Source organism: Paenibacillus thailandensis, assembly GCF_042685365.1.
GTDB lineage: Bacteria > Bacillota > Bacilli > Paenibacillales > Paenibacillaceae > Paenibacillus_AP > Paenibacillus_AP thailandensis.
Window position 1 is genome coordinate 46,750 of sequence record NZ_JBHUMY010000001.1, and the last position, 23,534, is coordinate 70,283.

Sequence of the window (23,534 nt, forward strand, 5' to 3'; positions counted from 1 at the left end):
CCGGCTCCCGCCGGCGGATTCCGCCTTTCCGGTGCAGGTTAGCATTTCGATACGCGCGCAATAATACGGGCAACGGAGGAATCCGCTTTGACGTTTAAAGGCAATGCGATAATTTCAAACGATGGCGCTCCGATCAGCCGGTCGACGTTCGCTAAATTTTCGGCAATCAGGATCCCGTTTTCGAAGAGGCGTTTATGAACGCGAAACGGCCATTTGTCCGGCGATGGCGTATCGAGGCCGACCATTTTAATTTTTTTGCGCACCAGCAGCTCGGCGAACGCATCCGTCAATACCGGATGTTCCCCGTAATAGGCTTCTTCGCCGTACAGCCGCCCCCAGCCCGTGTGCACAATAACGATATGGCCGTCCCGGATAAGGGCTTCGTACTCCTCCTTATAATCGATCGTTTCGACGCCCGCCGCGTCGATCAGGCAGCCCTCGCCGACGAAACGGTCAATCGGAAAATCGTTTAAGTACATGTCCGTCTCCGTCAAATGCATAGGGCCGTCGATATGGGTTCCGGCATGCATATTGATCGACAGCTGGTGGTTGACGTAGAAATCCGTGTGCAGCTGCCTGCTCTGAACGAGTCCCGTCTCCTCGTCTCCCGGATATACGGGCATGCCGCGTTCGATCCGCCGCGTAAGATCGATAATCATAGGTCAGGCCTCCGGATTCCGGCTTTCGAGTTCCTTGTTTCCGGCCGGCTCGATTTTGTCCGTTTCATAGTCGGTCACGTCGATGATTTCGAATTCCGAGCCGCATTTTGGGCATTCCCGCGCGTCAAACGCCACATCCGCGCCGCATTCGCCGCATACTTTCGTCTCGGACAGATTGGCGATCTTCTGAAGGTTTTGCTCGATCTCCCATTTCAGCTCCCGGATGCGGCTCAAGTGGGGCTCCAGCTGCTCGTTCGTCAACGTCTCCCCCGCCGATTCGGCCGCTTCGAACACCAGCTTGCCGATTGCCTGATACGATTGTTGAATGTCGCTTTGCTTCGACAGGTTCACCATCTTCAGCCGGTTGATCTCCACTACCGTTTTCGCCTTGCTGCCGGCCTCCGCGACTCCCGCCTTTAATTTGTCCAGAAAACTCATGCCCGCGACTCCTCCTCGCTATTCTTTCTCCAGGCCTTGCGATGCCGCAATTCGACATCATTCCGCCGTATAGTACATTTATGGAAGACGATAATAGAATAGCACACCTTTCCGTCCGTTTCATGCTCTCCGTTCCCCGCCATTTACGGGACATGGCGAAACGGAGCTTAGATACCGGGAAAGGGCGAATCGATAAATCCGGAGGGAACAAATGAATCCAGCCTACGCACCATTGTTTGAACCGTTCGCTTTGCGAAGCGGACTGCAGCTTCACAATCGCATCGTCATGGCCCCGATGACCAATTTCTCGTCCCATGACGACGGCACGGTATCCGACGCCGAAATCGCTTATTATGCGAGACGTTCGCAAGGCGTCGGCATGGTCATTACCGCCTGTACTTACGTAACGGCCAACGGCAAAGGCTTTCCCGGCGAGTTCGCCGGGCACGAGGACGCCATGATTCCTAGCCTCCGCAGCTTGGCAAGCGCCATTAAGGCGAAAGGCGCGAAAGCCGTGCTTCAAATATTTCACGGCGGAAGGGCGTGTCCGCCCGACCTCGTTCAGGGCGACGTCGTCAGCGCAAGCGCGGTGCCCGCGCCTGCAGGAGGCCCGGTTCCGCGTGCGCTGGAAGCCGAAGAGGTGCATGCGATCGTCCGCGATTTCGGCGAAGCCGCGAGACGGGCGATCGAAGCCGGCTATGACGGCGTCGAAATTCACGGCGCCAACGGTTACTTGCTGCAGCAATTTTTTTCTCCGCACTCCAACCGGAGGGAGGACGAGTGGGGCGGATCGCTCGAGAAACGGATGGCTTTTCCGTTAGCCGTTATTGCGGAAGTGAAGCGGGTCGCCGCCGCACACGCCTCATCCCCCTTCCTGATCGGCTACCGCTTCTCCCCGGAAGAGCCCGAGACGCCGGGCATCACGATGGACGATACGCTCCGTTTCGTTGACGTCCTGGCCGATCAAGGGCTGGATTATCTGCACGTCTCGTTAAACGAGTTCGATTCGAAGCCGCGCCGCGGCGCGGACGTAAGCAAGACGCGCCTTGAATGGATCGTCGAAACGGCGGCCGGACGAACGCCCGTCATCGGAGTCGGCTCCATCCATACGCCGGACGAAGCCGTCAAGGCGCTGGAGACCGGCATCGCGCTCGTTGCGCTTGGCCGGGAGCTGATAATGGAACCGGACTGGGTGCAAAAGACGGCCGAAGGCAAGGAAGCCGAGATCAAAGTGACGTTGAACAAAGCCGATCAAGAGCGTCTGGTCGTTCCGGACCCGCTCTGGCGGGCGATTATCGGCAGCCCGGGCTGGTTTCCCGTAGAATGAGACCAACGCTTATCGGAGTCGTTCGAAGGGGAACGACTCCGATAAGCAAACGTTATGACCGCCAATAACAATGCGGCTTTTCCCGATACGCGAAAACTTATAAATTGTTATGCGGCAAACAAACGCCGGCAAGCTAGTCTGATTAGACCAGCTTGCCGGCGTTTTTAGTCCGCGTCCATTCTTGCCATGCGGGGCCTGCGGCCGCAACGGGCCTCCCCAGCATTTCGCCGCCACTCGCGGGCTGCTTACATGTTCCGGGAGAATTAGTCCGCGAGGGACGCGGATACTTTGGCGTAGAGGCTGCCCGTCACGACCGTGGCGCGGCCGCGGTTCGGGGCGCTTCGCCGCCGACGGACGGCAAGGCTCGCGGAACGACGGGCGGCATATAAAATTCCGCCGAATGCTCAGCCCCGTCGTCGCGAAGCGGAACGGACAACGCCGGGCGGCCTTCCGCCCCGGCCTCCGCTTGCTCGACCGGCCGGCCGTCCAATTCGACGCGCCCTCCCCCGGTGTCCGCGTGCAGATTCACCTTCACGTTGTAAAGCGAGGAACCGAAACGGTATCGGAACGAGTATTGGGTCCACCCGGCAGGAACGGCCGGCAGCACGTACAGGCGGTCCTTGATGCGCCGGATGCCGAGAACCGCTTCGATTCCGGCCTGGTACATCCAGCCGGAGGCTCCGGTATACCAGGTCCAGCCCGCGCGGCCTTTATACGGCTCGCCCGTATAGACGTCGGCGGCCATCACATAAGGCTCGCCGGCATATTTGCGGACTTCTCCCGGGCTTTGCGCATGGGTAACCGGATTCAGCAGATGGAACAGCTCCATCGCCTTATCCCCATCCCCGAGCTCCGACCAGGCCACGATGCTCCAGATGACGCCGTGCGTATATTGAGCGCCGTTTTCCCGAATGCCGGGCGGGTAGCCTTGAATGTACCCGGGACTCGGGTCCGTCCGGTCGAATGCCGGCGTCAGCAGCCTCGCGACGGACAGCTCCCGGTCGACAAGCTCCCGGTCGAAGGAGCGCATCGCCTGCCGCGCCCGCTCTTCGGGAGCTCCTCCGGATAGGACCGACCACGATTGGGCGATGGCGTCGATGCGGCATTCGTCGTTCCGGTGCGAGCCGAGCCACGTCCCTTCGTCGGTGCACGCGCGGCGGAACCATTCCCCGTCCCACGCGTCGCGGTTGATCGCCTCCGCAATGCTGTCGCGGCGGGACCGGTACGCTTCGGCGCGCTCCGCGTCCCCTTTCAACTCGCAGACGGCGCCGAATTTGCGCAGCACGTCGCTCAGGAACCAGCCGAGCCATACGCTTTCCCCGCGCCCCTCGTCGCCGACGGAGTTCATTCCGTCGTTCCAGTCGCCGATGCCCATGAGCGGGATGCCGTGCTCGCCGCAGCGCGAAGCTTTTTCGATGGCGCGGACGCAATGCTCGTAGACGGTGCCGGAGCTGCCGGACTGCACGGTCGCCTCGTAACGCTCGTGCTCCTCCTCGGTCAGGACCGGGCTCGTCAAGAACGGCGCGGTTTCGTCCAGTATGCCGGTATCGCCGGTGTGGGCGATGTAGCGGGCTACGGCGTAAGGCAGCCACAGCAGGTCGTCCGAATATTTCGTCCGGATGCCCCGCTCCGTTTCCTCGTGCCACCAATGCTGCACATCGCCTTCTTCGTATTGATGAGCCGCATGCAGCAATATTTGCTTGCGCGTCAGATCCGGCCGCGTATGCAGCAGCGCCAGCGAATCCTGCAGCTGATCCCGGAAGCCGTACGCCCCCCCGGCTTGGTAAAAGGCGGTTCGCGCCCAGATGCGGCACGATAAAGCCTGATAGAGCAGCCAGCCGTTGAGCATAACGTCCATCTCCCGGTTCGGCGTGGATACCCGAATCTGGCCGAGCGTCTCCTCCCAATAGTTGCGGACGCCGGCGAGCGCGGATTCGCAGCCGTTCACGGTTCCGAACCGGCGGACGAGCTCGACGGCGCCGGCCCTAGACTCGGCCGCGCCGAGCAATACGACAGCCTTGCGCACGGAACGCGGCTCGATCGTCAGCTTCATGCGGACGACCCCGCAGCTGTCCGCGAAGGCTCCGGCGCTGTCCGGAAGCCCGGCGTCCGACAGCCCCTCCGGCGCGGCAAGGCTGCCCCCGCGGCCGATAAACGCCAGCCGGTCGGCCGTGTAGGAAACGGCCGGACGCCCGTTCGTACCGCCGGCTTCGTCCGAGAGCAGATGCAGAAAAGCGACCGAATCCCGGAACGTCTCCTGGTAGACGTTCCGCGCCAAGAGCGCCGCCGCTTCCTCCTCCCATTCGGTTACGACAAAAGGCGCATTCGCTTGGCGGCGTACGCCAAGCACCCAATTGACGTAGTAAGCGACGGAAAGCTCGCGCCGCTTGTCCGTGTCGTTGCGCAGCTCCAGCAGAACGAACTTGACCGGCTCCTCTTTGTCGACAAAAACGGTCATCCGCTGGGAGAGGCCTTCGGTTACTCGGGTAAACCGCGAGTAACCGAAGCCGTGCGCGACGTCGTACGCTTCGTTGCCCGGATCGGGCGCCGGGGCGCCGGACCATATTTTTCCGGTTTGTTCGTCGCGTATGTAGCAGATTTCTCCCGGAACGTCGAGCACCGGGTCGTTCGACCAAGGCGTCAGCTTGAACTCGCGGCTGTTCCGGTACCAGGTGTACCCGGTTCCGAGCTCGGTCACCATCGTGCCGAACGACGGATTGGCCATTACGTTGCTCCACGGGGCGGTCAAATATTTGCCGTCCCGCATCGTCACGACATACTCGCGCCCTTCGCCGGCAAAACCGCCCCAGCCGTTGAACATCGCGAGCCGGTCCGGAGCCGGCTCGGCAAACTCCGCGGCTTCCGCGGCGGAGCCGCCGGCCGGGGCGCGTTCCTCCGTTTCCGGCAGGAGGCGGAAGTCGGGCGGCAGCCCTTCGATCGTGGGCAGCCGCTCGGCTTCAAGCGCATCATGCTCGGATGCGCGCACCTCCGCCGCCGGAAGGTCGGCCGAAGCGTCTGCGGTTTGCGCATCGCCCAGTACGGCCTCGTCGTTCGCCGCATCGTTCGCCGCCTCGCGGATGCGAGAGTCGCGCAGCTTCCTTCTCCTGCCGCCCGCCCCAAGCTGGGCTTTCAAGCTTGGCCCGTCCGCCCGCAGCGACACGCGCGCCACCGCGGCGATCAGCGCGCGCTGCGCCTCGGTCAAGCTGTCCGCGTTCGCTTGAAAGACGCCGCCGGGTCCGGATAGGCCGTCTCCCGCCTGCTCGGCCGCCCGCCGGATCGCATCCTGCAGCTGCTGATAGTAGCCGCCGGCCTGCTCGATAATGAACAGCAGATCGAACGCAATGCCCTTGCGCTTCAAATACGCGTGGCCGGTTAACGCCTTCGCCGCAAACTTGATCTGCGACTGGTCGGCGATCGCCACGGTCGCGATCGGCAAGTCTCCGGATATGCCAAGCGGCCATAAGCCCGATTGGCCCGATGCGTTCGCCGCGATGCCTTCCGCCCGCTCTTTGCGAAGCGGCGACTGATACAGCAGCCGTCCTGCAAGAGAATGAAACTCGGAAGCCTCGAGCGCCGTCAAATGCTGATGGCGCAGATCGATGCGGCTGTGCGTCCAGGCCAGCTGAAACGCCTGCTCGGCCTGCCTCTCGCCGCAGACGGCCGCCGTCATCGCCAGCGCCTCCTCGCGGCTTGGGGCCATGCCCGTCACCGCAAACAGCTTCACCGACTCTTCCGGGCCGATGGAAATCCGGCGGCGCATCATAAAGCCCGGATTAAGCACCGCGCCCGTCGTGCCGGACAGCTTGCATTCGAGGCCGACCGGCCGCGCGAGGGAGTGGCCGCGGCCGACGAAGCAGGCGACGTCCGTCTCATATTCGGGCGGACCAAGCGTTTCGCACCCGGCCGACAAGCTGTGCGCCGCCCATACCGGCTGTTCGGAGCCGGTGCGCGGCCGTCTGACGGCAAGCAGGCTTCCCGCGGCGCTGTCGTATTCGGTTTTTACGAACAGCTTGCTGAATGCCGGATGCGCTTCGTCCGAAGCGGGCGGCGCCAGCGCCAGCTCGACATAGCTTGTCACCTCGACAATCCGGGTGTCCTTACCCGTATTCGTCAGCGTCAACCGGCACAGCTCCGCGTTAAGCTGCGGCGGCACGCATATTTCCAGCAGCGTCTCCAAATCCCCGTCCGCACGCTCGAAGCTGGCTTTGTCCAGCGCAAACCGGACCTTCTGCCTGTCCGCGGGCGTCCGGCACGGCTCGAAGGCCGGCGACCAGACGGTGCCCGCGGATACGTCGCGGATATAGAAGCCCGAGCCGGGAAGCTCGGCCACCGGATCTTCGTGCCAGCGCGACAGGCGGACGCCTCCGCTGGCGGAAAAGCCGCCGCCGTTGTCGGAGACGATTCGGGTGAAACTGCCGTTCGACAGCACGCACACTTCCGGCGTCGGGGCGGGGCCGTCGAACTCGCGCAGCGGGATGCGCGTGCCCGCCGCTTTCGCCGCCTCCTGCCGGGCGGAAACCGGCCTGTAGCCGTTCCGGATCATGGCCGGCTTCTCCGGTACCCGCTCCTGCAGCAGAAGCTCGGCGGCCTGCACGCGCTTATCCGCATGGAACCGCTCGACCATCGTATCCGGCAGCAGCATATTGCCGAGCGTCAGCAGGCTCATGCCGAGATGATGGGCCATGAAGCTTTTGACGACGATATGGTCCCGTCCCGCCGGCAGCCTGCCGCTCGTGAAATCGATCGCTTCGAAATAGCCGTGCTCCCCTCGCGCGCCAAGCTTCTCCATCCGCTCGAGAGAGGCGAGCGCTTCGCGTTTGTCCACGGGCAGCGCCATGATCGCCGCGTAAGGCGCCAGCACCAGATCGTTCTCCAATCCGCGCTGGAAGCCGAGCCCCGGTACGCCGAACGCCCGGTATTGGTAATTCATCTGGTAATCGAACGCGTAATAGCCCGATTCCGAGATGCCGAACGGCACGCCGCGCTGCGCCGCGTAATGGATCTGGCGCGCGACGACCCCTTTGTACGTGCAGTCCCATATCGTATCGCGGTACGTGCGCATCAACAGCGCCGGCATCAAAAACTCGAACATCGTCCCCGACCAGGAAAGCAGCGTCGCAAACTTGCCCGATTTCGTCATCGTCCGGCCCAGCTTGAACCAATGGGACGCCGGAACCTGCCCGAAGGCGATCGCCAGAAAGCTGGCCTGCCTTGCTTCGGAAGCGAGCAGATCGTACAGAATCGTCTCCCTGCGGTCGAGCGCCGCGTGATAGCCCAGCGCGAACAAGCCGGCTTCGCCGTCGAACAGCGGCCGGAAATCCGTCGCCCGCACGATCGCTTCGATCCGTTCGGCAATCGCGTTCGCCCGTTCCGTCAGAGACGGCCCTTCGCTTTCTTCGTCGCGGCGGGCCCAGTCCAGTATCCCTTGTTTGACGGCGATCAGATAGGCGATGAAGTTGCCGGAATCGACCGTCGAAACATAAAGCGGAGGCAGCGGCCTTAACGTCTCGGTATCGTACCAGTTGTACAGATGGCCGAACCATTTGTCCATTTTTTCGATCGTATCGAGCGTTCGGCTTACGCGCGTAAGCAGACCTTCCGTCGTAATAAATCCGAAATCTCTCGCCGTAACGGCGCAGGCAAGAGCAAGCCCGATGTTGGTCGGCGAAGTCCGGTGCGCCACGCCGACGGGCGGATCGATCTGAACGTTGTCGGGCGGCAGCCAGTTGTCGCCTTCGACCGCGTAGTTCTCGTAATACGCCCAGATTTGCGCGGCGAGCTCGCGCAGCTTCTCCTGCTCCGAAGCGGTCAGCGGCTCTTGACGGCCGCTGACCGGCGCCCCGTTGAGCCATGTCGCCAATGCGGGCGCGAGCAGCCACAGCACCGCTACGGTCAGCCCCATAGCAAGCGCCGCTCCGCTCGCATACAAGCCGGCTGCGAGGCTGAACAATACGGTTAGCGCCAGCCCGGGCCAATAGCCGAGCAGCGGCGCCCCGCGACCGGCCCCGTTTCTTTCGACCTCCGCCGAGCTTACCCATTCCAGCAGCCTTTTTTTGGACCAGGTTACCCGGTACGACGTCCGGACAATAGCGTCTGCCATGACAAAAGCCTGATAAGGCAGCGTTATAAGCGATACGGCCGACTGCCCGAGGGCGGCCAGCAGAAATTGCGGTTTTCTTACGATCCGCTTGGGATCGAACAAAGCCCGAATAAACGGCAGCGCCAGCGTGGCGAGGCCGATCGCCAGCAGCGCGGAGCCTGCTCCCCCGCCGATCAGCGCCCCGACGGCCAGCAGCGCAAATATAGCCGGCGGCATCAGGCTGCGGCGCATATTGTCCACGATTTGCCAGCGTGTCAGCCCGCCCAAGTCGACGGGCCGCCGATTGCCGTCCCGATCCTCCATATGGGAACGCAGCCACAGCACCAGCTGCCAATCGCCGCGGACCCAGCGGTGCATACGCTGCTGGTAAGCCTGGAACGTGGCAGGATGGCCGTCGACGATCTCGATGTCCGACAGCAATCCGCCGCGCAAGAAGCCGCCTTCCAGCAGATCGTGGCTTAATACGCGGTTTTCGGGTATTCGCCCGCTCAGCACTTGCCGGAAAGCGTCGATGTCGAAGATGCCTTTTCCCGTAAAAATGCCTTGTCCGAACGCATCCTGATACGGATCGGACATCGCAAAGGCGTACGGGTCGATGCCCGGCCGTCCGGCCCACAGCTTCGCCAGCCTCGAGCGCGATACCGCTTCGTAACTGATGCCGACCCGCGGCTGAAGGACGCCGTAGCCTTCCGCGACCCGGGTGCGCGAGCGGTTGAGACGCGCCCGGTTATAGGGCAGATGCATCGTTCCGACCATCCGCTTGGCGGCCCCGACGGGAAGCTCCGTATCCGCGTCCAGCGTAATGACGTAGCGGAACCGGTCCAGGGAAGAGCAGTCTCCGGCCGTGCAATGGTAGCTCGTTTCGGTTCCGCCGCGCAGCAGCTCGACGAATTCGACCAGCTTGCCGCGTTTCCGTTCCCAGCCCATCCATACGCCTTCGGCTTCGTTAAACTGCCGCTTGCGCTGAAAAAGCAAAAACGGCCCGGTCCCCGCTTCGGCATCGCCGTAAATCCGGTTCAGCTCGTCGATCCGGGATATCGCGGTTTGCCGGATGAGCTCGTCCGTTTCGGCTTCTTCCGACAATGCATCCGCATAATCGCCCAGAACGGCAAAGGCAAGATTGTCGTCCCGGTTGGCCAAATAATGCAGCTCGAGCCGGTCCATCGTTTCGTACACGTCCTCGGCTTTCGACCAGATGACGGGGATGACGACGATCGAAGCCGCGTCCTTGTCGATGCCTTGCGTATAATCGTATCGGAGCAAGGGCCTCGCTTCGAACAGCCTTCCGATCAAGCCGTGCATGACGGCTACGGCCCAATCGGTAACCGGCAGCGCCAGCACCAGAATGGCCGCGGCCCAAGCGAAGGCGTCCATCGGCCCGCGCTGCGCGGCGGCCGTTATCCAGCCCGCGGCCGCAAGCAGGACGGCGAACAGCAGCACCGTCCAGCTCAAATAAGCGCCGGTGCCGGGAAGGACGCGCAGCTGGCCGGAGAGCTTTCTTCTCGGATTGCCGCATTCCCGCAAGGAGCGGTAAAGCTCGCGTTGTCCCGGCGCGTCCAGCAAATAATAGGCGGCAAACGCTTGCCGCGGAAGAAGAGCCTCCCCGCTGTCCCGCTCGTTATTCCGTTCGGCCGGGTCGGCGGAATGCCGCTCGGCCAGCGCAACCGCTTGCTGGGCAACCATATTCTCCGGTACGCCGTAACGGGCAGCCAGCTTTTCCACTTGCCGCCGCAGCGTATGGCGGCTTTGCTCGTCCATCGCCGGGTAGCTGCCGGCATGCTCCTGCCGGAGCGTGCGTTCGGACACGCTCATCCGGCCGAAATGCATGGACCATTCCGCCCTGGACAAAGTCCGGAGCGTCTGGACCAGATGCCCGGCGGTCACTTCGTAGGACGCCTGCAGCTGATGCTCGTACATGATCAGCTTGTTAAGGCTTTCCGCCCCGTTGTCCAGCTTGCAGAGCAGCCACTCCCGCACTTCTCCGGCTTCTTCCGCCAGCTCGTTCAGCTGGCCGGCCAGATGAACGACGACTGCGGCGGATAACGGGAGCTGCTCTCCCGCCCGATCCAGCGCTTCGGACACGCTTTGCGCGTTTGGCCCCGATCGCCCTTCAAGGAACGGGGCCAATATCGTTTCGGCCTTTATGCAAGCGAGCCTTCTCTCCCGCACGTCGTCCATCAGCAAGGCAAGATGCCGGATGGCGGCGATGCGCAGCAGCGTCGGCAAAGACCATACTTCGGCAATGTTCAGCGACGCGACGTCCTGGTAAGCGTTCACGAAGCGGATGAAGCTTTCCGTATCCAGCGCGCCGTCGGTTTGTTTCAAATAATGCAAGCACAGATCCAAAACGCGGGGCTCGCCGCCCGGCTTCAGCCGGATCAACCGGCCGGCGAACTTGTCCTCCATGCCGCTTTCCACCGCAAAGGCTTCGCTCTCGATGTAATCCGCATGATCGGTCAGCCATTGTTCGGCCGGCTGAAATGCCCGCGATTCCGATTGCTTAAGCTCCGCGGCAAACGAGCCGAGCCGCGCTCGGTCGCTGCGGAACGCTCTTCTGAGCTGTCCGATCGACCGTGCGGAAGCTCGGACGGGATGATGTATAAGGGCCAGCTCGCGGGCCGACGCTTCTAGTTGTTCAACCGTTGGAATCATAGGTCCCCCTTGTGAATAGTCATTGACGAGGCAATTTTATGCGTACTTCCAAAAACGAACAGGGATGCCTTAACTAAATGTTCCCAACTTCATCCTGTTTTATTAACCACATCAGAATTTATAAGCTTCTCGTACCTGACGGGAGACCCAATTCTTATTGGCGATAAAATCCACCGCTAAACGCGGTCGCTCATCATCGAAAGGCATTGATGGAGATTTTCTCAATTTGCTATAAATTTCAGGGGATACGGACCGTTTTTTCCCGTTTTGTGCGACCGTTACCGGGCAAGCGGCCTGAGCTGCTTCTCCTTCCTTTCCTTGACTCCCGTTTCCAACTAATGTTATGCTTTATTTATAAGCATTACTTATAAAGCTGACATCACCCGCATTTTCAGTTCCCGTCAGCCGAATAATGGAAGGAGGGAATCGCGTGATTAAAGCCATTGTTTTTGATTTTGACGGCACGATTCTGGATACCGAGACGCCCTGGTTCGAGGCTTTCCGCGAAGCATACCGCGCAAGGGGGGCGGAGCTCTCCCTCGAAACGTTCTCGGCATGCATCGGCACCAGCCTTGATGCGTTTAATCCTTACGAATTTATCAATACCCTTATCGAGAAGCCGGTGGAGCCGGAGTCGTTCAAGAAGGAAATCAGGGACCGGCATGCCGCCCTGATGAAGCAAGTCCGAATGCAGCCCGGCATTCAAGCTTATCTGGACGCGGCGAAGCAAGCCGGCCTTAAGATCGGGCTTGCCTCCAGCTCCTCGCGCGCCTGGATCGACAAACATGTGAACCTGCTCGGCATCGCGCATTATTTCGATTGCATCCGCACCTCCGACGACGTGAACAAAGTCAAGCCCGATCCCGAGCTGTACAGGCAGGCGTTGGAAGCCTTGAACGTGAGTCCGCAGGAAGCGGTAGCGATCGAGGATTCCCCGAACGGATCGCGCGCGGCCGTCGCGGCGGGAATGCACTGCGTCGTCGTGCCGACCCCCGTGACGCGCTCGCTTGCTTTCGATCCCGCATGCCTAATGGCCGATTGCTTGACGGACGTGGAGTTCGAACGTCTTGTCGCCGATCCTCTCGCCTTGGCGAAATAGCGGTATCGACGGTTACGGCAACGATGGCATTGGCGATATCGACAAAAAAATCATCCTGAACGTCTCTCCGAAAGAGAGCGTCAGGATGATTTTTATTTGCCTATTTATTTTCAAACGCCGGTTCGGCTGCCGTTCGCGGGACGTTTCGCGCGTTGGCCGGCGGGCGCTTCCTTCCCGGCGGAAGCCGGCTTTTGCCTTGTCCGTCTTGTGCTGCGACCGGCCTGTTGTTCATGCGCCTCCGCTTCTTGCCCGGCCGGCCCGGCCGCCGAGCCGGAAGCCTTCTTCGCGGCCGGCTTGCGGCTTGCCTTCTCCCGCTTCAGCCACAGGACGGCAAGCGGCGGAAGCGTAAGCTCGATGCTGTAAGCGGCATTGTGCCACGGCTTGCGCTCGGCTTTCAGCAGCTCATCCGAAGCGATGTGCCCTTCCCCGCCATACTCGGGATCGTCGCTGTTCAACACGATCCGGTATCGACCCGAAGACGGAACGCCGATCCGGTATTTCTCGCGCCTGACCGGCGAAAAGTGGCATACGGCGATCAGCTGCTCGTCCTTCGCATTTCCTTTGCGGATAAAGCAGATGACGTTTTGAATATGGTCCTGGTGGTCGATCCACTCGTGTCCCCGCCAATCGTGGTCCCGCTGCCATAACGCTTTGTGCCGCAGGTACAAATGATTGATGTCTCTCGTATAACGGTGCATTCTCCGGTGCATCTCAAATTCGAGAACCATCCAATCGAGCTGCGATTCGTCTTTCCACTCGTCGTATTGGCCGAATTCGCCGCCCATGAACAGCAGCTTTTTGCCCGGGAACGCCATCATGTAGCCGATGAGAAGACGAAGCCCGGCGAATTTTTGCTCATAGGTGCCCGGCATTTTGTTAAGAAGCGATTTTTTGCCGTGAACGGCCTCGTCATGCGATAGCGGAAGCACGTAATTTTCGCTGTAGGCGTACACGACGGGGAATGTAAGAAGCGACTGGTTGGCCGCCCGGCAGATCGGATCCAGCTCCGCGTATTTCAGCGTATCGTTCATCCAGCCCATGTTCCATTTATAATTAAAACCGAGTCCGCCTTCGCTTGCGGGCATCGTAACGCCCGGCCATGCGCTCGACTCCTCCGCAATCATCATCGCGTTCGGGAACTTGGCGAACACCGTTTCGTTCAGCTTCCGCAAAAAAGCGATTGCGTCCGTATCCTCCTGCCCGCCGCCCGGATTGGGCCGCCAAGCGCTTTTGTCGAAGCTGCGCAGCAGCATGCTGGTGACCGCATCCACGCGAAGCCCGTCGACATGATACTTGTCCAGCCAGAAGAGAGCGCTCGAAATAAGAAAAGAGCAAATTTCGGGCTTGCCGTAATCGAAGCCGAGCGTTCCCCAGCCGGGCTTCTCCGCGATCAGCGGATCTTCGTGCTCGTAAAGCGGCGAGCCGTCGAATTGCCGAAGGCCGTGCGCATCCTTGACGAAATGGGCCGGCACCCAGTCCAGCAGCACGCCGATGCCGTTCGCATGGCACTCGTCGATAAGATGCATCAGGTCCTGCGGCGTTCCGAACCGGCTCGTCGCCGCAAAAAATCCGGTCACCTGATACCCCCAGGAACGGTCGTACGGATGCTCGGTCAACGGCAGCAGCTCGATATGGGTATAGCCCATATGTTTCACATAGGGGACCAATTCGGCCGCCAGTTCGGCATAACTGTAATAGCTGCCGTCCTCATGCCGCTTCCAGCTGCCCAGATGGACTTCATAAATGTTGACGGGGCCGGCATAGGGCGGTTTCCGCCGTTTCAGCCAAGCCGCATCCCGCCATCCGTAGCCTTCGATCGACTTGACGACCGAAGCGGTGCGCGGCTTAACCTCGCAGTAGAAAGCGTACGGATCGGCTTTAAGCAGGCGCTCCCCCGCAGCCGATACAATCTCGTACTTGTAAATCGTTCCTTCGGGCAAACCGGGCACGAACAAAGACCAGATGCCCGTCTCCGTCAGCCGCTGAAGCGGTATCCCCATTCCTTCCTCCCAGCCGTTAAAATCGGAGACCAGCCGCACTTCCCGGGCATGAGGCGCCCATACCGTAAACCTGACGCCTTCGCGCCCCTCTTCGGTGACGAGATGGGCGCCCATCCAATCGTAGCTGTCATAAAGCGTCCCTTCGTGAAATTTGCTCCACTCTTCCTGAATCCGCGTCGATGTCAGCATGCGTTCACCCCTGTCACCCAATTTTTTTGGAACGATTGCTCTGTTTCTATCGCCAATGCTGATTTATTCGATGCGAGGAGCTTATAATCCTGTTGGGCGCGGCAGCTATTCTGACAAAATGTCGCCGCTCCTACCTTTCATCGTCCGCAATAACGGAACCGGTGCAGCCCATACGAGCAGCTCGCACATAAAAAAGAACTGCCACGGCGCAATTGCGCCGCGACAGTTCCTTGAACCTCGCCGGGGCCGGTATCGTGCCGGCACGGGGCTCCTGCTTCGCACCGTTCCGGTGCGGGCCCGGACTAATGAACTTCGGCGGAATCGGCTTTCTAGGCCGGTCCGAGGCCGGCTACCTTGCGCCGATATTGGTGCCGGACGGGCTGCCCGAGCCGATCAGGTCGCTGCCCGAAGCCAGCTTCAGGAAATTGCCCAGGTTCGGCGAACCGTCCGCGTTGCGGCTGACGGATGGCGTCAGCGACACGAAATCGGCGGAGCTGGCCGACAGGCCTTTTGCGTTAACCGAAGCGTTGTTTTTCCACCAGACGTTCGTGCTGTTCACGTCGGTGCCGCTCGTCTTGTCGCTGGAGCCGCCGGCGTACGACAGATTGTTCGTAAACTGATGCGTTCCTTCGTCGAAGGCGAAGTTGCTCTGGCCGTTGCTCCAGGACGTGTTGTTCGTCATCGCGATCGAGCCCGGGTTGCTGTTGAACGTAAAGCCGTGTTTCTTGTTCTGGAAAGCGATGCTGTTCTTGACGATATGGTTAACCGCGATGTCTTCGCCGCCCAGCTTAAAGCCGTTGCCGTCGCTGTCCGTCGTGGCCGTGCCGTCGGATGTCGAGCCGTTCTTGTAGGCGATGCTGTTCAATATCGTGACGGGGCCGATCGCGCCCGTATCCGACTTCGTGTACAAATCCCATCCGTCGTCCACGTTATATGCCGCGATGCAGCCGTTGAACACGTTGCCCGGCCCGACGGTCAGCTTGGCGGCGAAGCCGTCCGCATCCTCGCCGTTGTCGGGATCGTAGTTGTCATGCGAGTAGGAATTGATAATTTCGTTGTAGCTGGGCCATTCGCTGTAACCGACGCTCGAGCTGTACCGTCCGAGCTGCAGGCCGGTATCGCGGTTATGATGGGTTTCGACGTTTTCGATCCGGTTATAGTTCCCCCCGATAAAAATGCCGTTGTCCCCCGCTCCCATAACGGTAATGCCCTTCACCAGCCAATAATGGCCGAACAGCTGCAGTCCCCGGTTGGACGATGCGAACGATTGCGCCGAAAAATCCAGCACCGGCTTCTCGCTGCCGTAAGCGGCGATCGCTTTCCGCTGATTGACGGACGCTCCGCTGTTGTCCCGTGCGATCGTCACGGTCGAAGAGAAGCTGTACGTGCCGCCGCGCATATAAATCGTTTTGCCCGCTTGCACCTTCGTCAGCGCCGCTTCGAGCGTCAACGGGCTTTCCAGCGTGCCCGCTCCGCTCGCCGATCCGTTAGGCGCCACAATGATGTCGCCGGTTATCGGCTCGGGCGAGCCGCCCGGATCCGGGGTCGGCGTCGGGGTCGGTTCAGGCGTCGGGGTCGGCGTCGGGGTCGGCGTCGGCTCCGAACCGCCGTCGACGGTGGCCACGACCACGTTATCGAATTTCGAGATCGTCTTGTAGGTCAGCACGCCGGCCGCGCCCGACGAAAGAGAAGAATCCGTCGCGGTCAGCTTCAAGTCGCCGTTCAAATAAAGCTTCAGCGTCTGTCCCGACATCTCCAGCTTCACCGTGTACCAGACGCCGGCGGACAAAGCGTAATCCACCGAAGCCAGCGTCGATGACGAGCCGCCCACTTTCTTCCGCAGCTCCAGCTTCCCGCCTCCGCTGTTATAAAGCGACGCGGCGTAATAGTTGTTGCCGTCCCGATAACGCCCCGTTACATAAGTACGGTTCGTGCCGTTGAAGTTGTCGACTTTCACCTTCGCTTCAACGCTGTAATCGGTCCATGCCAAGCTTCCCGCCGACGTTCGGCCCTCGCTGGTACCGGATTGATAGTACACATATGAGCCTCCATCCTGAACGACGGACCAAGAGCCCGTCGTTGCGGTCCATCCGGCGGCATTCCCGTCCTCGAAATCGTCGCTGAGCAGCGTGCTTGCCGACGCCGTCCCGAGCAGCGTAAACGGAAATACGAGCAGCAAGCCAAGCAAAGCAGCGGTCCACCGGAATTTTGACGACGAATTGAGCATGCGATAACATCCTCCCATCATTCCATAAATTTGTTAAACGCTTACAGCCCCTACATTACCCGCCGCATGCCGTGACCGCCATAATCATTATTCCATTCGTTCCCTTCGGCGTCCGCCGTAACCGGTTATTGCCGCAAGGCTTCCCCACAATAATCATTAACTCATATTGAAGCTTGCCCGCCCTTGCCAAACGAAATCGGCACCGTCCTTATGCAAGGGCGGTGCCGAATCAACTCATCCATTATTAACGATTGTCCACTTTCTCCGGATACATATCGTGGTTCATCATTCTGTGCTCGGCCATCTTCTCGTATTTCGTGCCGGGACGGCCCCAGTTCGTATACGGATCGATGGAAATGCCGCCGCGCGGCGTAAATTTGCCCCATACTTCGATATATCGGGGCTGCATCAGCTCGATCAGGTCGTTCATGACGATGTTCATGCAATCCTCGTGGAAATCGCCGTGGTTGCGGAAGCTGAACAAATACAGCTTCAGCGACTTGCTTTCGACCATTTTCAAATCCGGAATGTACGAAATATAAATCGTCGCGAAATCCGGCTGTCCCGTAATCGGGCATAGGCTCGTAAATTCCGGGCAGTTGAATTTCACGAAATAATCGCGGTACGGATGCTTGTTGTCGAACGACTCCAAAATTTCCGGCGCGTATTGCGACGGATATGCCGTTCCCTGGTTGCCCAGCAGGCTGATGCCTTGCCCTTGCAGTTCTTCCTTGTTTCTTCCTGTCATCGCTTTCTTCCGCTCCTGTTCTTATTCGGCGCTATACGCCCCGTTTATTTCCCCACAGCCATGTATGAAGCTGAGGCAGCACCCGAACGTCCCGCAGCTCGGTTGACGCCATCGTCCGCTCGACAAGCCGTTCGTAAGCCGCCATCGAAAGGGAGAGCAGCTTCTGGTTGTCTCTCTCGTTCAAATTCGAGTTGCCGGATTGCACGTACAACGGCACATCGGGATACCGGCGATGCACCTTTACGGCATAATCGAAATCGTCTTCGTCAAAGACGACGATCTTCAAGCTAAAGCCGTTCCCGTTCGACTGCAGCCGTTCGACAATGTCATCCAGCATGTCCCAATCCGTCGTCATGCCGGAGCTTGGCGGCTTCGGCGAAAGCGTCACTTCGTCGATCTCGAGCAGCCAATCCTGCCATCGGCTCCCTTGCGTTTCTACCGCAGTGCCGATGCCTTGCTCGCGAAGCAGCCGGACCAGCTCGCCCAGATGGCGAAGCAGCGCCGGATTGCCGCCCGACAGCGTCACGTGGGCGAACGTATCGCCGCCGACCCGCTTCAGCTCCTCTAAAACTTCGCAAGCGGTCATTAGCTTAATATCATCCTTGCCGCTGCCGTCCCAAGTAAAGGAGGAATCGCACCAAGCGCAGCTGTAGTCGCAGCCCGCCGTGCGGACGAACATCGTTTTCCGCCCAATCACCATTCCTTCCCCTTGCACGGTCGGCCCGAAAATTTCCATGACCGGTATTCGTTTCTCCGCCGTCATGCTCATGGGCGTCCCGCCTTCGGCCGATAAACGACGTAGCTGGTCGGCGTCTCTCTCAAAAATACTTGCAAGCAAACGGCTCCGTTGCCCTTGCCGTCCAAATAAGCCTGAACGAGCTCCGCGATCGTCCGTGCCACGTTTTCCGTCGTCGGATAGCGCTCGGGAACGTCTCCCGGAAACAGCTCGAGATGTTCGTTCAAGCTGCTATGGTCGAACCGGCCGTGAATAAGCTTCTTTATTTCCGAGAAGTTGGCGAGAAAGCCGGTCCGATCCAGCTCATCCCCGCCTATCGTAATGTTGCAAAAGTAGGTGTGGCCGTGCAGCCGGGCGCAATGGCCGGCGGCTTCGTCCGGGATAAAATGCGCCGCGGCAAATTGAAAATCTTTGTTCAGCTCGTAACGGTAATGATGCGGTACGGAAGAATAGATTTGCTGAATCATCGCACGCCCCCCGCTTCCTTTTGCGACAAATACTGATCCAGGCCTCTTTTGCGCAGCACACAGGACGGGCATTCGCCGCAGCCGTCCGCGATAATGCCGTTATAGCAGGTCAACGTTTTTTCCCTGACGTAGTCAAGCGCTCCCAGCTCGTCCGCCAGAGCCCAGGTTTGGGCCTTGTCCAGCCACATGAGCGGCGTGTCGATTACGAAAGGATAATCCATCGCCAAATTTAACGTCACGTTCAGCGATTTGACAAATACATCCCGGCAATCCGGGTATCCGCTAAAATCGGTCTCGCAGACGCCCGTTACGATATGCTTTGCGCCGGACTGCTTGGCCAGCACCGCCGCAAACGACAGGAACAGCAGATTTCGTCCGTCCACGAACGTCGTCGGCAGCCCGCCTTCCATTTGCTCTATGGCAATGTCGTCCCGCGTCAGCGCGTTTGGCGCAAGCTGGTTCAGCAGCGACATGTCGAGGACATGGTGCTTCACCCCAAGCTCGCGGGCGATCGAAGCCGCGCATTCCAGCTCCAGCTTATGGCGCTGGCCGTAATCGAACGTTACCGCCTCGACCGACGCGAATCTTTGCGTTGCCCAGAACAGGCAGGTCGTGCTGTCCTGTCCTCCGCTGAAGACGACAATCGCTTTTTCTTCCTTGTTCTTCATGGTACGATCTCCTCCTTGTTATACCGGCGTTTCTACCGATAAATCGATGCGAGACGATCGTGAACACACACTCTTAAATGTAGTAAAAAAACAAAAAAATGGCAGCGCAAACAGCGACCCCATTTCAAATAGTTTTTTATAGAGGGAGTTCGCGAACCTCTCCCGGCGAGCGGCAAATTGCCTCCGGCCGGATTTTATTATGATGTTTTGCTCCATGGGTACTATACCACATACGCTTCCTGTTGTTAAGTGCCGCACGCGGACAACCGCTCGGAAAGTGCTGGAGGAGGAGCTTCTCCTTCACCACCCCCTTCGATAGGAGCGGCTCCAGCCGGCAAAAACAAAAAGCCGCCTTGCGGCGGCTTTTTCAAAAGCTATGGCTTCGTTATCGGTGCGAAGCTTTTTTCCGCTTCTTTTTTGATTTGACAAGCGGCTTGGAGACGGCTTTGGAAATATAGGGCTTGTACCCGCTTTTCTCGCTTTTGTGCCCATGATTTCCGCTTTTGTGGTGCCCGTCTTTATCGTCTTTATCGTCTTTTCCGCTTTTATGCTCGCCTTCCCATCTTTGATAACCGCCGGAATAATGCCCGTTCGGCTTATGGCCCCAAGAATGGTGGTCCTTGCCTTTATCGTGATGGGGACCGTTATTGTTGTCGCACTCGTCGCGAACCTCGTACTTGCAAATATGCCTGTAAACGGGAACGAAGTGGTGGCGGGTTACGACCTCGATCGGATGAACCACTTCGACGAATTGCGGATGGAACACGTCGCGGTATACCTTTTTGGGCGGATCTACTACCGTGATACCCGAACAATGCGGACCGCAGCACATATCAAGCATCTCCTCCTCTTGTAGTCTTCTACACTATACGGGAGAAGGCCATGCTTTGCTTGTGCCAAAGCCTTGCGGCACATATGCCTCGGCAAACGGGCGTCCGAATCTGGCGGTTAGTCGAAATCTTTCCCGTGCCATTCGTCTTCCGGCAGGTCGAAATCGTCGCCTGAATAGCGCTGCTCCTTGAACGGATCCGCGTAATTGTGGAATCCGTTTTGTTCCCAGAAGCCGGGACGGTCTTCTTTCATAAATTCGATGCCCCTGATCCACTTCGCGCTTTTCCAGAAATAAAGATGCGGCACGACAAGACGCAGCGGCCAGCCATGCTTGTCCGTCAACGGCTCCCCGTCGAAGCTGTGCGCCAGCAGCACGTCCTCTCTTGCGAAATCCGCAAGCGGCATATTCGTTTCGTAATCGTGGTCGGCATGGATCATGACATGCTTCGCTTCGGGCTTTACGCCGAGCAAAGGAAGCAAATCCGCGACGCGCACTCCCGTCCACGTCGTATCCAGCTTGGACCAACGGGTGACGCAATGGATATCGTTCGTTTGCGTCGTCTGCGGCAATGCCATCAATTGTTCGTATGTAAATACTTTTTCCTCTTCCACTTCGCCGAAGACCCGCAATGTCCAAGTATTAAGATCGTACTGCGGCACCGGACCTTCATGGAGTATCGGAAAACGTTCCGTAACCGTTTGCCCCGGCGGCACGCGGTGCGCCAGCTCCGGCGCGACGTTCGCCTTCAGCGCGGGATTCGCTCGTTTCAGCCGTTCAGCCTTGTTGTGCAATGGGAATTCCCTCCTGTTCATTAGCTGAACTTATTGTACACTTGGACGTTGAGCCGCGCAACGACAGAGATTGGCAGCCGAATTCGGACTTCTTCCGCCTCGCCGTTGACATTCCATCGCCGCCAAAAAATCAGGCAAATGTTCAATCCCCTTCTCATATACTTCTCTGGATGCTTTAGCCGACGAGAGGAGGTCATATTGATGAACGACGCCTTGTTCGAACACCGCTTTTGGCTGCAAATATTGGGCGACCACGCACGGCTCATTATGAACGCTTTGTCGCCGAAGGAGAAGGACGACATCCGGCAAGCGGAAGCGTTTATCGGCTTATTCGACGGGCTTCTGGCGGAAGCGCGCAAAGGCGATGCCGCATCCCGACTCCCCAAGCTTAACGCGGAAGCGCTGAAAGCGACGCAGGAGCTGAAAGCTTTTAAGCTGAACCTGCTTGGGCGGCTGCTGGCGGGCAAAGTAAAGATCGGGTTTACGCCGACTTTCCTGAACCATATGGTAAACGAACTGGAGGAATACGAACGGATATTGAATGCGCTCATTGCCGGCGGGCCGGTTCCCGTCTTCCATCCGCTCCATCACGATATGCTGTGGCTGCAGGATGCCGTCGGCCACGCCGCTTCGATTGCGGGCGACCTCGACTTGACGGAAAAAAAGCTGATCAAGCAAAGCGAAAAGTTTCAGAAGCATTTCGAAAACTTTTATTTGAAGGCGGTCGAGATGGCCGGCTACATGCGGACGCAGTTGAAAGACTTCCCGGCGTTCCGCAAGTTCCATAAGGATATCGATCTGGAAATGAAGGTATTCATGCATTTTCTGCAGGAGCTGGAGGAGATGGAACTGAAGGAAGAAGTGCTCGACCGGATCGCTCCGCTTATACCCGACCATATGTACCGGGAAGAATGCTACTATTTAATGAAGCTCGGGCAGTTCGGTCTCGTCCCGGCTCCGAATTGCGATCCGGCGAGGCCGCGGGTAGAGAGCTGAAATGCCGTTTCGTTTTCGGTCGGCTTAGCGGCGCGGATGCATTTCGCATCTGCGCTTTTCTTTCCGGTTTCCTATTTCATAACCGAATTGCGCCCTATTTCTCCATTCGAATGATTGACAGCAATTAACAAACGATGCTATGCTATCCTTCAAATTCATAGCAATTAGATGAAATTAGGAGGAATTACGATGGGGAAACACCGGAAATTAAACGTTGCATGGACGGTTGCGCTGGCCATTGCGCTGACGGGCGCGCCGGCGCTCGCCTCGGCCGCAAGCGGCGCTGCGGCAGCCGTCTCCGCTCCTGCCCAAGCGGTAACCGAAGCCGACGATTATGCATTGTATTTGGACGAGAAATTCGGCATCGACTTCTCGGGCACCGTAACGAAAGGCGAATACATTGAAGCGGTTGCCCGCATATTGAAGCTCGAGGAGCCGGATGAAGCTCCCGTCTTCGCCGATCTCGACGCAAGCAGTCCTTATTACGCCTCCGCGGCTGCGCTGTACGAGCAAGGAATCCTTACTTCCGCTTCGGTTGAGCCGGATCGCCCGTTAAGCGGCGCCGGGGCCGTCTATATCGCCGTCAAAGCCGCGGGCTTAAGCGAGCTCGCCTATACATACCCGGAAGCCAAAACGTCTTCGGCCCTGGGCAAGCTGGGCTTCCGCATCGAAAGCTTCTCCTCGTCCCCTGCAGCGGCCCAGGAGCTTGCAGCCGCGGTCGACACAGGCTTGCTGCCGGCGGAGCTGTACGCTTCCGTCAAGGGCAAGTCTGCGACCGAGCCGCTGGCCGAATCGCTGCTTGTCGGCATATTGTCCGCTAAAGGAGAGTATAAGCATTATATCGGTTATACGACCGACGCCGACATTTTCCTCAAGCTTCAGGACGCTTACCGTACCGCCGACCTGATCGAAGCGCCGGAGCTGCAAGCGGTCGTCGACACCGCCTTGAAGCAAGGCTTGGTGACGGGCTATAACTTGAAGGATGCGCGTTATGACGCAGGTTTCGTCGACTCGTTGTCCTTAACCTACGGGCATGACAACGGCAAGCATGCCGTTCAACTGATCGGCTTGCTTCGCAGCGAAGGCATCCGGGCCAAAGTGCAGCTCGAGCCCAAAACGTCCGCTTTCATATATATGAAGGAATGGGGCGAGCCCGTGCAAACCGACAGCTATAAGGTCGTCCAAATCGAAAACGGCAATTATATCGCTTACGCGAAAGAATACGATCTCGCCTTCGAATTCGACAGCGCCGCCGACAAAGCCAGGTTCGACGGCATCATCACGCAATACGCGAAGAAGGACAGCGAAGACGAGAAAGGCCTTATCGCTTCCTCATGGTGGCAGCCGCTTTACTATTCCGTAACGGAGCTTGACGGTTATGTCCAAATCGCGAACAACAAACTCACGGGTTCGGGCCCGTATTACGCCCAATCTTTTTCGCTTGCGGAACAATCCGCGGCCATCTCGGAAGGATTTAAGTCGCTGGCGGACGGCAAAGGCGCGCAAGTATCGAACGACACACTGTGGGTAGACGAACCGTTTTACCGCTATTTGCTGGGCGACGCCGCCTGACGCAACGTCCGGCTTCAAAAAACAAAGGGTCTG

General features: G+C 59.1%; 15 protein-coding genes, 1 pseudogene and 1 riboswitch. Of the genes and pseudogenes, 4 read left to right on the forward strand and 12 right to left on the reverse strand.

Features of this window, described 5'->3' with window-relative positions:
• Nucleotides 1–38: 38 nt before the first annotated feature.
• A complete protein-coding gene (locus ACFSW5_RS00195; RefSeq protein WP_379268449.1) occupies nt 39–659 on the reverse strand; it encodes a cyclase family protein in 621 nt (206 codons plus the stop codon).
• A 3-nt stretch (nt 660–662) separates the two neighbouring features.
• Nucleotides 663–1,097, reverse strand: a complete 435-nt coding sequence (locus ACFSW5_RS00200; RefSeq protein WP_379268451.1) for a zinc ribbon domain-containing protein — start codon at nt 1,095–1,097, stop codon at nt 663–665.
• Nucleotides 1,098–1,308: 211 nt separating this feature from the next.
• On the opposite strand from ACFSW5_RS00200, the gene ACFSW5_RS00205 reads away from it, so the two are divergent.
• Entirely contained in the window at nt 1,309–2,424 is a 1,116-nt protein-coding gene (locus ACFSW5_RS00205; protein WP_379268453.1) for an NADH-dependent flavin oxidoreductase, read from the forward strand.
• 307 nt (nt 2,425–2,731) lie between these two features.
• On the opposite strand, the gene ACFSW5_RS00210 is transcribed toward ACFSW5_RS00205, so the two are convergent.
• Nucleotides 2,732–11,176, reverse strand: coding sequence for a GH36-type glycosyl hydrolase domain-containing protein (locus tag ACFSW5_RS00210; protein ID WP_379268455.1), 8,445 nt, complete (start codon nt 11,174–11,176; stop codon nt 2,732–2,734).
• 430 nt (nt 11,177–11,606) lie between these two features.
• Between ACFSW5_RS00210 and ACFSW5_RS00215 the strand changes: the two genes are divergently transcribed.
• The gene (locus tag ACFSW5_RS00215) at nt 11,607–12,275 is read left to right on the forward strand and encodes an HAD family hydrolase (RefSeq protein ID WP_379268457.1); all 669 of its coding nucleotides are present in this window, start codon (nt 11,607–11,609) and stop codon (nt 12,273–12,275) included.
• Nucleotides 12,276–12,385: 110 nt separating this feature from the next.
• On the opposite strand, the gene glgB is transcribed toward ACFSW5_RS00215, so the two are convergent.
• The 9 genes and pseudogenes from glgB to ACFSW5_RS00260 all read right to left on the reverse strand — a co-directional run bounded on the left by glgB (nt 12,386) and on the right by ACFSW5_RS00260 (nt 20,933).
• Nucleotides 12,386–14,464, reverse strand: coding sequence for a 1,4-alpha-glucan branching protein GlgB (gene glgB, locus ACFSW5_RS00220; protein ID WP_379268459.1), 2,079 nt, complete (start codon nt 14,462–14,464; stop codon nt 12,386–12,388).
• A gap of 349 nt (nt 14,465–14,813) precedes the next feature.
• The gene (locus ACFSW5_RS00225) at nt 14,814–16,094 is read right to left on the reverse strand and encodes a right-handed parallel beta-helix repeat-containing protein (RefSeq protein ID WP_379269787.1); all 1,281 of its coding nucleotides are present in this window, start codon (nt 16,092–16,094) and stop codon (nt 14,814–14,816) included.
• Nucleotides 16,095–16,712, reverse strand: a pseudogene (locus ACFSW5_RS00230) (LamG-like jellyroll fold domain-containing protein); the annotation flags it as partial.
• A 223-nt stretch (nt 16,713–16,935) separates the two neighbouring features.
• Nucleotides 16,936–17,439 carry a preQ(1) synthase gene (gene queF / locus ACFSW5_RS00235; protein ID WP_379268461.1) on the reverse strand — a complete coding sequence of 168 codons (504 nt, stop codon included), beginning with the start codon at nt 17,437–17,439 and terminating at the stop codon, nt 16,936–16,938.
• A gap of 31 nt (nt 17,440–17,470) precedes the next feature.
• Complete coding sequence (queE, locus tag ACFSW5_RS00240) at nt 17,471–18,202, reverse strand: 7-carboxy-7-deazaguanine synthase QueE (RefSeq protein WP_379269789.1); 732 nt, start codon at nt 18,200–18,202, stop codon at nt 17,471–17,473.
• 2 nt (nt 18,203–18,204) lie between these two features.
• Nucleotides 18,205–18,642, reverse strand: coding sequence for a 6-pyruvoyl trahydropterin synthase family protein (locus ACFSW5_RS00245; protein ID WP_379268463.1), 438 nt, complete (start codon nt 18,640–18,642; stop codon nt 18,205–18,207).
• Nucleotides 18,639–19,310, reverse strand: coding sequence for a 7-cyano-7-deazaguanine synthase QueC (gene queC, locus ACFSW5_RS00250; protein WP_379268465.1), 672 nt, complete (start codon nt 19,308–19,310; stop codon nt 18,639–18,641). Before queC ends, ACFSW5_RS00245 begins: the two co-directional genes overlap by 4 nt.
• A 122-nt stretch (nt 19,311–19,432) precedes the next feature.
• Nucleotides 19,433–19,476, reverse strand: a riboswitch (PreQ1 riboswitch).
• A gap of 219 nt (nt 19,477–19,695) precedes the next feature.
• Nucleotides 19,696–20,151, reverse strand: a complete 456-nt coding sequence (locus ACFSW5_RS00255; protein WP_379268468.1) for a hypothetical protein — start codon at nt 20,149–20,151, stop codon at nt 19,696–19,698.
• Between the two features lie 107 nt (nt 20,152–20,258).
• Nucleotides 20,259–20,933 (reverse strand): sulfite oxidase-like oxidoreductase, encoded by a 675-nt coding sequence (locus ACFSW5_RS00260; protein ID WP_379268470.1) that lies wholly within the window; start codon nt 20,931–20,933, stop codon nt 20,259–20,261.
• A gap of 201 nt (nt 20,934–21,134) precedes the next feature.
• Between ACFSW5_RS00260 and ACFSW5_RS00265 the strand changes: the two genes are divergently transcribed.
• On the forward strand, nt 21,135–21,929 hold the full coding sequence (locus ACFSW5_RS00265) for a DUF2935 domain-containing protein (RefSeq protein WP_379268472.1): 795 nt from the start codon (nt 21,135–21,137) through the stop codon (nt 21,927–21,929).
• A gap of 189 nt (nt 21,930–22,118) precedes the next feature.
• Nucleotides 22,119–23,501 (forward strand): hypothetical protein, encoded by a 1,383-nt coding sequence (locus tag ACFSW5_RS00270; RefSeq protein WP_379268474.1) that lies wholly within the window; start codon nt 22,119–22,121, stop codon nt 23,499–23,501.
• The last annotated feature ends 33 nt before the right edge of the window (nt 23,502–23,534 follow it).

Bases quoted from the DNA above. Each gene is read 5' to 3' on its own strand.
- ACFSW5_RS00195 (WP_379268449.1), bottom strand. From the start codon at position 659: ATGATTATCGATCTTACGCGGCGGATCGAACGCGGCATGCCCGTATAT.
- ACFSW5_RS00200 (WP_379268451.1), bottom strand. From the start codon at position 1,097: ATGAGTTTTCTGGACAAATTAAAGGCGGGAGTCGCGGAGGCCGGCAGC.
- ACFSW5_RS00205 (WP_379268453.1), top strand. From the start codon at position 1,309: ATGAATCCAGCCTACGCACCATTGTTTGAACCGTTCGCTTTGCGAAGC.
- ACFSW5_RS00210 (WP_379268455.1), bottom strand. From the start codon at position 11,176: ATGATTCCAACGGTTGAACAACTAGAAGCGTCGGCCCGCGAGCTGGCC.
- glgB (WP_379268459.1), bottom strand. From the start codon at position 14,464: ATGCTGACATCGACGCGGATTCAGGAAGAGTGGAGCAAATTTCACGAA.
- queF (WP_379268461.1), bottom strand. From the start codon at position 17,439: ATGACAGGAAGAAACAAGGAAGAACTGCAAGGGCAAGGCATCAGCCTG.
- queE (WP_379269789.1), bottom strand. From the start codon at position 18,202: ATGACGGCGGAGAAACGAATACCGGTCATGGAAATTTTCGGGCCGACC.
- ACFSW5_RS00245 (WP_379268463.1), bottom strand. From the start codon at position 18,642: ATGATTCAGCAAATCTATTCTTCCGTACCGCATCATTACCGTTACGAG.
- queC (WP_379268465.1), bottom strand. From the start codon at position 19,310: ATGAAGAACAAGGAAGAAAAAGCGATTGTCGTCTTCAGCGGAGGACAG.
- ACFSW5_RS00255 (WP_379268468.1), bottom strand. From the start codon at position 20,151: ATGCTTGATATGTGCTGCGGTCCGCATTGTTCGGGTATCACGGTAGTA.
- ACFSW5_RS00265 (WP_379268472.1), top strand. From the start codon at position 21,135: ATGAACGACGCCTTGTTCGAACACCGCTTTTGGCTGCAAATATTGGGC.
- ACFSW5_RS00270 (WP_379268474.1), top strand. From the start codon at position 22,119: ATGGGGAAACACCGGAAATTAAACGTTGCATGGACGGTTGCGCTGGCC.